Origin of the sequence: Xenorhabdus bovienii (assembly GCF_024721015.1) — a bacterium.
GTDB classification, from domain to species: domain Bacteria; phylum Pseudomonadota; class Gammaproteobacteria; order Enterobacterales; family Enterobacteriaceae; genus Xenorhabdus; species Xenorhabdus bovienii.
This window is the reverse complement of record NZ_JANAIF010000107.1, coordinates 1-7695: the sequence shown is the minus strand read 5'-3', so window position 1 is coordinate 7695 and position 7695 is coordinate 1. Positions and strand designations below refer to the sequence as shown.

The 7695-nt window shown below is 36.6% G+C and carries 7 protein-coding genes and 3 pseudogenes; 9 read left to right on the top strand and 1 reads right to left on the bottom strand.

The window, feature by feature from the left end; all coding sequences use genetic code 11:
• A pseudogene (locus NXS07_RS17855) lies at positions 1-227 on the bottom strand (hypothetical protein); the annotation flags it as partial.
• Positions 228-271: 44 nt separating this feature from the next.
• Between NXS07_RS17855 and NXS07_RS17850 the strand changes: the two are divergent.
• The 9 genes and pseudogenes from NXS07_RS17850 to NXS07_RS17810 all read left to right on the top strand — a co-directional run.
• Positions 272-493 (top strand): annotated as a pseudogene (locus NXS07_RS17850) (transposase); the annotation flags it as partial.
• 460 nt (positions 494-953) lie between these two features.
• A complete protein-coding gene (gene tnpA / locus NXS07_RS17845) occupies positions 954-1340 on the top strand; it encodes an IS200/IS605 family transposase (protein WP_258087308.1) in 387 nt (128 codons plus the stop codon).
• A 174-nt stretch (positions 1341-1514) separates the two neighbouring features.
• The gene (locus tag NXS07_RS17840) at positions 1515-2144 is read left to right on the top strand and encodes a 2OG-Fe dioxygenase family protein (protein WP_258087307.1); all 630 of its coding nucleotides are present in this window, start codon (positions 1515-1517) and stop codon (positions 2142-2144) included.
• Positions 2144-3226 (top strand): pyridoxal phosphate-dependent aminotransferase, encoded by a 1083-nt coding sequence (locus tag NXS07_RS17835; RefSeq protein ID WP_258087306.1) that lies wholly within the window; start codon positions 2144-2146, stop codon positions 3224-3226. The genes NXS07_RS17840 and NXS07_RS17835 overlap by 1 nt, the downstream gene beginning before the upstream one ends.
• 168 nt (positions 3227-3394) lie before the next feature.
• On the top strand, positions 3395-4099 hold the full coding sequence (locus tag NXS07_RS17830) for an AzlC family ABC transporter permease (RefSeq protein WP_258087305.1): 705 nt from the start codon (positions 3395-3397) through the stop codon (positions 4097-4099).
• On the top strand, positions 4092-4415 hold the full coding sequence (locus tag NXS07_RS17825; protein WP_258087304.1) for a branched-chain amino acid transporter permease: 324 nt from the start codon (positions 4092-4094) through the stop codon (positions 4413-4415). The genes NXS07_RS17830 and NXS07_RS17825 overlap by 8 nt, the downstream gene beginning before the upstream one ends.
• A 109-nt stretch (positions 4416-4524) precedes the next feature.
• Positions 4525-5741 (top strand): IS3 family transposase gene (locus NXS07_RS17820; protein WP_258087303.1). Its coding sequence is split into 2 segments (ribosomal slippage): positions 4525-4849 and positions 4849-5741, totalling 1218 coding nucleotides; the frame shifts between segments, so codons are not numbered across the junction.
• Positions 5742-6000: 259 nt separating this feature from the next.
• Positions 6001-7314: a sodium-dependent transporter gene (locus NXS07_RS17815; protein WP_258087302.1), complete on the top strand. Its 1314-nt coding sequence runs from the start codon at positions 6001-6003 to the stop codon at positions 7312-7314.
• A gap of 133 nt (positions 7315-7447) precedes the next feature.
• Positions 7448-7552 (top strand): annotated as a pseudogene (locus NXS07_RS17810) (IS982 family transposase); the annotation flags it as partial.
• Between the last annotated feature and the right edge of the window lie 143 nt (positions 7553-7695).

The following is a 7695-nucleotide window of genomic DNA, read 5'->3' as shown; positions in this document are numbered from 1 at the left end:
TAGCGCGTCTTTTCTTGCCGCAGTGCAAATCCGTTGCCTTGTTCTTTGGCTGAAAATCTCATGACGACATCGTCTAGAACTCTCAACAAAAAATGACAGGTTACCTGACTCCACTCCTTAATGCGACAGAACCAGCTCAGGGCGTAGGCCAGATACCCACGAACACATTGGGCCATGATATCGACCGGATAATGGAGGCGTTTAAACGCGTTTCGGATCAGGGACATCGTTCTGGACTCGCTCAAAAACAGGGGAGCTTACCTGATGACCACTTAATGCGACAGAACCTTACAGCCCTAACCTCAACCCGATTGAGCGATTATGGAAGTATGCGAATGAGCAGGTGCGAAACAATATCTATTTTCCGGATGCAAAAACGTTCCGTGAAACGTTGCATCACTTTTTTCATGTCACATTGCCAGAAAAAGTGAAAGAACTCACCACCCGGTTGACAGATAATTTTCAGACTTTAAGTCCTGCATCTTCAAGTTAATTGCGTATATAATCAGAAAAAATTCGCGATATAAATAAATATATATGAATTCACTTTCGTTTTAATTTTTTAAATTATTATTTTAATGAAAATAATTAACTAACTAACTAATTAATTAACTAACTAATTAACTAACTAACTAGGTAAATAGTTTAAATTAATTTGTAGACAATAAATTAATTTAATGTTAAAAATAACAAGTTCACTTATAAGAACAAAGTTTTGCACAAAAAAACGACAAGATGATTTTATCTATGGAAAATATTACTTTTTAAAATAGTTATTTCTTAATGTAACTTAAAAAAATACACTGTTTCCAATTTTACAGTAGAATTTTTATGAAAAAATACATTATCTTAAGGAGTTAAGTAAATTATTTATTTTTCATATGAAAGGTTAAAACCACCGACTTTAGTCGGTCAGCTTTAGCTGCGATACTCTATTGCACGAGAGGTGCAATATGGATTACAGATATGGCAGCCACACGGCATTCCAGATTGAATATCATTTTGTGTGGGTAACAAAATACAGGTACAAAGTGCTGACAGGTGAAGCGTTTGAAATTAGGATAGTAAGTGGTGTAGTGAGCCAAGATCATGTTCACATACTGGTGAGTTGCCCCCCGACATTAGCGCCTTCAGAAATCATGAGGCGACTGAAGGGAAGGACAGCGAGCAAGTTGTTTGAAGAATTTGCTCATCTGAAGAAGCGCTACTGGGGTCAGCATTTTTGGGGCAGAGGCTATTTTTGTGCCACAGTGGGTCAGTTAACGGAAGAGATGATTAAGGCTTATCTGGATCATCATTTTGAACCAAACCCGGATGATAACTTCAGGGTAGATAATTGACGCATCGTTCAGCCGATGCGTATCCGGACTTTCAGTCCGTTAATCACTAACCCACCTACTTTAGTAGGTGGTTGTTGAGTTTCAGGTTATTTTTACACCTTTTAAAAGTGTTGCACTGATCAATCCAATCCAATGTAATTTTGGATCTGTAGTTTATATAGGAATATAATTTTCATGATTAATGTATTAGAATTACATGAAGAGTTCAAACATGCACCGTTTGATACATTTGATACTCTTAAAGCAGATAACTATCTAAAGGATAAACATGTTTTTCGCTATCGCGCCTATAATATATGTGCTATAGATAATCATAAATTAAATTGGAATAGCGATTCATATTTCTTACAATCAGAAAAACTTAATAGTTACGCTGGAGGTGTAACTCGAAAATTCGATTCATTATCTACAGAATGTAAAAAATACATTGAATTAATAATATACCAACTGATAAATAGTTCTGTAATTCCGGATAATAATTATAAAATTGGATGTCACCAAATTAGAATTTTATCTACAGATGATTTTAATGGCTACCCAGCACCTGAAGGTTTTCATCAAGATGGATTCGACTATGTAGCTATACATTGTGTTTCTCTAAATAATGTGAATGGAGCTATTTCTATAGTTCGTCCTCTAGTTGATAAAAACAATTTAAAAGAACATATTCTGATGCCTGGTCAGATCATGGTGTTGGATGATCGTGAAGTTGAGCATTATATTACACCAATAACACCTAAATTACCTGGTTCAGCTTACCGAGATATATTTGTTATTACTTTTTCTAAAATTAAGGATCAATAATGTCTATTGCCAGTTACACTATTCAAGAATGGTTATTTAATCAAGCACACGGTAAATTCAAATATGACTTAGCTGAGAGTGGTGTTCAATTTCAGCATGTAAAGGATATTAGCATTGATGATAACTGGTGTTTAGATTATAGCATTGATCGAGGAAGTGATGATTTAAGAAAACTAATAACTTCACAATATAAAAATAATATTACATCAACAAATGCAGTTGTTACACATGGTGCTCAAGAAGCACTATATATATTTTATCGTACTCTTCTACAGTCGAGAGATCATGTAATTACAATAACACCTGGATGGCAACAAGCTTGGGAGGTTCCAAGAAGTATTGGTTGCGATGTCACACTTCTTGAATGGAACCCAAGAGAAGGTTTTCCAGTTGAAAATCTCGAAAACTCTATTTCTTCGAAAACAAAGTTATTGATACTAAATAACCCTTGTAACCCGACGGGGGCAGTCTTAAACACTGATGAATGGGAAAAAATTATTTCTATATGTAAACGAAATAGAATTTGGATTTTAAATGATGAAGAATATTTGATTGATTTTTCAGACTCAATCATAAACAAATATGAATTATCAATATCTGTATCAAGCCTCTCAAAAATATATGGCTTACCTGCTTTAAGACTCGGTTGGGCAGTATCAAATAACCATGAAATCATTGAAAAAATGGTAAATTATAAACGCTATACAACAGTTTGTAATTCACTGCTCCTTGAAAATATAGCAAAGAAAATATTATTGGAGAGAGAGCTACATATAGAACGGTTTAATAGCTATATAAAAGTTGGAAGACCTTGGCTTGATAAGTTTTCAAAGCTTGCAAAAGATAAGCTTGAATTAATTCCTCCCAATAATACACCTTATGCATGGTTTAATACTAAGAATTCAATAGACTCTTCAATACTTGCTGAACAGTTACTTAAAAAGCATCAACTTTTAATTATGCCAGCAGAAGTTTTTGGCTCTAAAAATGGATTTAGACTGACCTATGCACGTGATGAGAAGCTACTTCAGATTTGTTTAAATATGATCCTAGACACATTGGATATTCAAGAACGACTGTAAGTAAAAATATAGATTATTTAACGGATGAATTTAATCATTAATTCATCCGTTTTAGTAAAAATAATGATATATTATTTGAAATAACATATCATTATTTTTTATATGTTTTGTAGATATTAAACATTAGTATCTAATTGATTTATAATGTTTATTAGTTAGGTAATGATTATGACTATAAAGAATTTTTTTTACGTATTTAAATTAACCATACCTATTGCAACTGCTTACATTCCTCTAGGGCTCGCTCTAGGTGTATTCATGGTGTCTAGCGGAATTAATTGGTTTTGGGCTCCTATTTCTGCACTAATAATATTTGCAGGTTCCATTGAATTTCTAGTCGTTAGTTTCATTATATCTGAACTATCGCTTGCAACTATTGCATGGACAACTTTAATAGTTAATTTTCGTCATATCTTCTATGGATTATCTTTTCCACTACAATCGCTGCGCACATTACTACAAAAATCATATGGAATTTTTGCACTAACAGATGAAACCTATGGAATTATTTGTGCCAGAGATGGGAAAAATTTAGATGGAATCAGTATTACATTACTTCAAATAATTAGTCATTTATGGTGGGTTGGTGCAGCTTGTGTAGGAGCATTTCTAGGGACATTAATTCCCCCAGAGATAACTGGATTTGAGTTTGCTTTAACAGCCATGTTTATTACATTGGCTATTGATGCAATAAAATATAATACAGAAAACAAATTAATAATCTATGCAATTATCTCGAGTGCATTTGGGTTTATTTTTGAGTTTTTTTTAATAAAAACATCATTTCTAGCAACAGGTTTGATTTGTTATCTCATATTGATTAGCAAAGATTATAAATCTCCACAAGAAAAGGAAAACACTAACAATGTCTGAGATTAATATTCTTTGGACCGTTCTAACTGTTTCGGTAATAACTGTTATACTGCGAGCAATTCCGTTTATATTGGTTGATTTATTATCCAATAATGAATATCTTAAGCATATTGGGAATAAAATGCCTGTAGGTGTAATGTTTCTTCTCGTTGTTTATACATTTATACACATTGATTTTACAGCCATACCATATGGTATTCCACAAATTATCTCTACATTACTTGTAATACTTTTTTATTGGTATAGCAGAAATGCTCTTACATCTATAGGTTTTGGTCTAGCCGTTCATCTACTCCTGGCAAACTGGGTATTTTAAAAATATAAGTGAGAGTATAAAAAAGTGTGGGATGTAATACCCCCTAATTAAAACGGACACTCTATAATTCAATTAAGTGATAGGTTTACCTGTCTTGAAGGAGTGTCCGATGAAACATATTGAAATTGTTACTGGCGAACAGCGCCGTCGTCGTTATTCAACCGAAGAGAAGGCTAAATTTGTTGCCATGACCCAGCAACTGGGAGCTTCGGTATCACGGGTGGCGAGGCAACACGGCATTACTCCTAGTTTACTGTTTAAGTGGAAAAAACTGATGCAAGAGGGCGGTATGTCAGCCATTCAATCCGGTGATGAAGTCGTCAGTGTAGCTGAACACAAAGCGCTGCATAAAAAGATCAAACAGCTTGAGAAACTGCTCGGCCGTAAAACGATGGAAACGGAGATCCTCAAAGAAGCACTGGAGATCACCAAAGCAAAAAAGTTGATATCGCGCATACCCTTACTGCCACCGGACGATACCCTGTCGTCCGGGTCGTAGCCGCGCTGGGTGTGTCGCGCTCGAATCTGTATCTGCGGATAACCCATCGCCAGAAAGGGCGCTCTGCGCGCTACAATAAAGCGGAAGATGCTCTGTTGTTGCCGATGATTGAGCAGCTCTGCGAGCAACGTGCAATCAACGGTTACCGGTGTATTACAGCGCGCTTAAACTGGCAGTTAAAAGAGGAAGGGCACGCGATACCCCGGGTCAATCCGAAGCGGGTGTACCGCATTATGCGGCTCAATAATCTGCTTCTGCCCAAACAAGTAGTCCGTATTGGCGAACATCGCGCCCATGGAGGTAAAGTGATGACATTGCATTCAAACACGCGCTGGTGTTCTGATGGTTTTGAAATCAAATGCGAGAATAAGGAAAAGGTCCGGGTGGCCTTTAGTCTGGATTGCTGTGACCGAGAAATCCTGAGCTATGTGGCCACCACCGCGGGTATCAGTGCGACGATGGTGCAGGATCTTTTGGTTGAGAGTCTGGAAAAGCGATTCGGTGACATCCCGTGTCTTCCTCAGGAAATTGAGTGGCTGACGGATAATGGCAGTTGTTATACGGTTGAAGCAACACGGAACTTCGCAAAAACACTGGGCTTTAAAGTGTGTACAACCCCGGTCAGAAGCCTGGAAAGCAACGGTATGGCAGAAGCCTTCGTGAAAACATTCAAACGTGATTATGTCTACCTGAGTAACCGGCCTGATACCATCACGGTTATGGTTCAGCTTGCGGCCTGGTTCGAGGATTATAATAACTATCATCTGCTCTGCGGATTGAAAATGCTCTCACCGAGAGAGTATCGTACTCTCAATATGGCGAGTTAAAGATGTCCGTTTTTGTGGGGGCAAGTACAAATTTTAATTACCATTTCAAACGGACAAATTACTAATAAAATTATTCCATGGGAAATAATTATTGTGATATGCATTTATTATATAAAGATATTTGGATTGATGATTTTATGATATTCCTCCTGTCTGTATAAAAAATACTTTTACTTCCAAATTTATTTGGAGCATTACTACATTTTTCTATTACTACGGTGATAGTAAATACATATACTATATCTGTTCGAGGGGTATTATGAGTCAACAATGGACGTCACGTTTAGGTCACGTATTAGCAGCAACTGGTTCTGCTGTTGGCATGGGGGCCATCTGGAAATTCTCGTATGTTTCAGCAACAAATGGTGGGGGAGCATTTCTGATTGTATTTTTATTATTTAGTTTTGTGATTGGGTTAGCGCTTCTTTTAGCTGAAAATATACTGGGAAGTAGTACAAATGAAGTTGCTGTTAATGCGTTTAAGAAATCATTGGGTAAATACTGGGGATGGGTTGGAATTATAGGTATATTCAGCTCATGGTGTATTTATAGCTTTTATAGTGTAGTAGGTGGTTGGACTATAGGGTATACCGTGATGGCGAGTACAGGGCAGTTGAATATCACAGATGTCTCTCAGCTAACCTCTATTTTCACCAATTTCATCAGTAATCCATGGTGGCCAATAGTTGCACATCTGACATTTTCAGGATTAACCTGCTTTGTTGTTCTATCAGGGGTGCAAAAAGGGTTGGAAAAATCAGTTAAGATCATGATGCCTCTGTTGTTCTTGATCATGTTAGTATTAATTGTTGTTGGTATTCGTTTACCAGGATCATCTGAGGGATTAAAACTATTCTTATATCCAGACTTTAGTAGTTTGACAGGCAAAGGAATTTTAGATGCTTTAGGGTTGGCTTTTTTTTCACTGTCTATTGGTTTGGGAATTCACATCACTTATAGCTCGTATTTACCTAATAACAAAGGAATTAGTCGATCGAGTATCTGGGTTGTCATTCTTTCTTCTTTAGTTTGCATATTAGCTGGTCTGATGATTTTTCCCGCTTTGACAGCCGCTGGCTTAAAACCAAATGCAGGTCCAGGCTTAACATTTATGACGATGCCAATTTATTTTGCCAGCCTTCCTGGAGGAATGATTCTAGCAATTATTTTCTTTTTGTTATTGTTGATGGCTGCACTAACTTCAGCTATTTCATTACTTGAACACATTGTCGCTTATGTTCAGACGCGATTTAAATGGTCTCGCCGTAAAGCTAGTTTAGTAGTCACTGCATCGATTATGCTAATGGGAATTCCAATTTCCTTATCTTTTGGTCCTTTAAGCTATCTTACATTAGGTGGGAAAACTATTTTCGATATATTGGACTTTATTACCTCTAATATTCTAATGCCATTATTCGGTATTATAATTTGTCTCGTATTTGGTTGGTCACGTAAAATTAATGCACTAATACCAGATGATATGTCATCACGCGGTCATCAATATTTATTGTTTATATGGAGATATGTCGGACCTTTATGTATCGGAATAATATTGGTACATGGACTTATCTAACTAACCTTATATCTTGATTATCACTTTTACAGAGCGATAATCCTCTGAATTCTGGTTAAGAAATTGACGAAGTGCCTGTTCCAGGAGTAAAGTTTTGGTGCACACCAAAGACCGCTCTGAGGAGGAACAGGCAATGAACAAATTAGTTGAAATTTTCTGCGATGTCGATGACTTTTGTCGTTTTTTCATTCCTCAATGGGAGTAGTTTTGTCTTAATCAGGGGCATCGTTGGCGCCGCTGACAAGGTCATATGTATCCCAGTGAAATCATGACCAGGTTCTGTCGCATTAAGGAGTGGAGTCAGGTAACCTGTCATTTTTTGTTGAGAGTTCTAACGATGCCCCTTATCCGAAAAGCCTTCAAACGTCTGCATTATCCTGT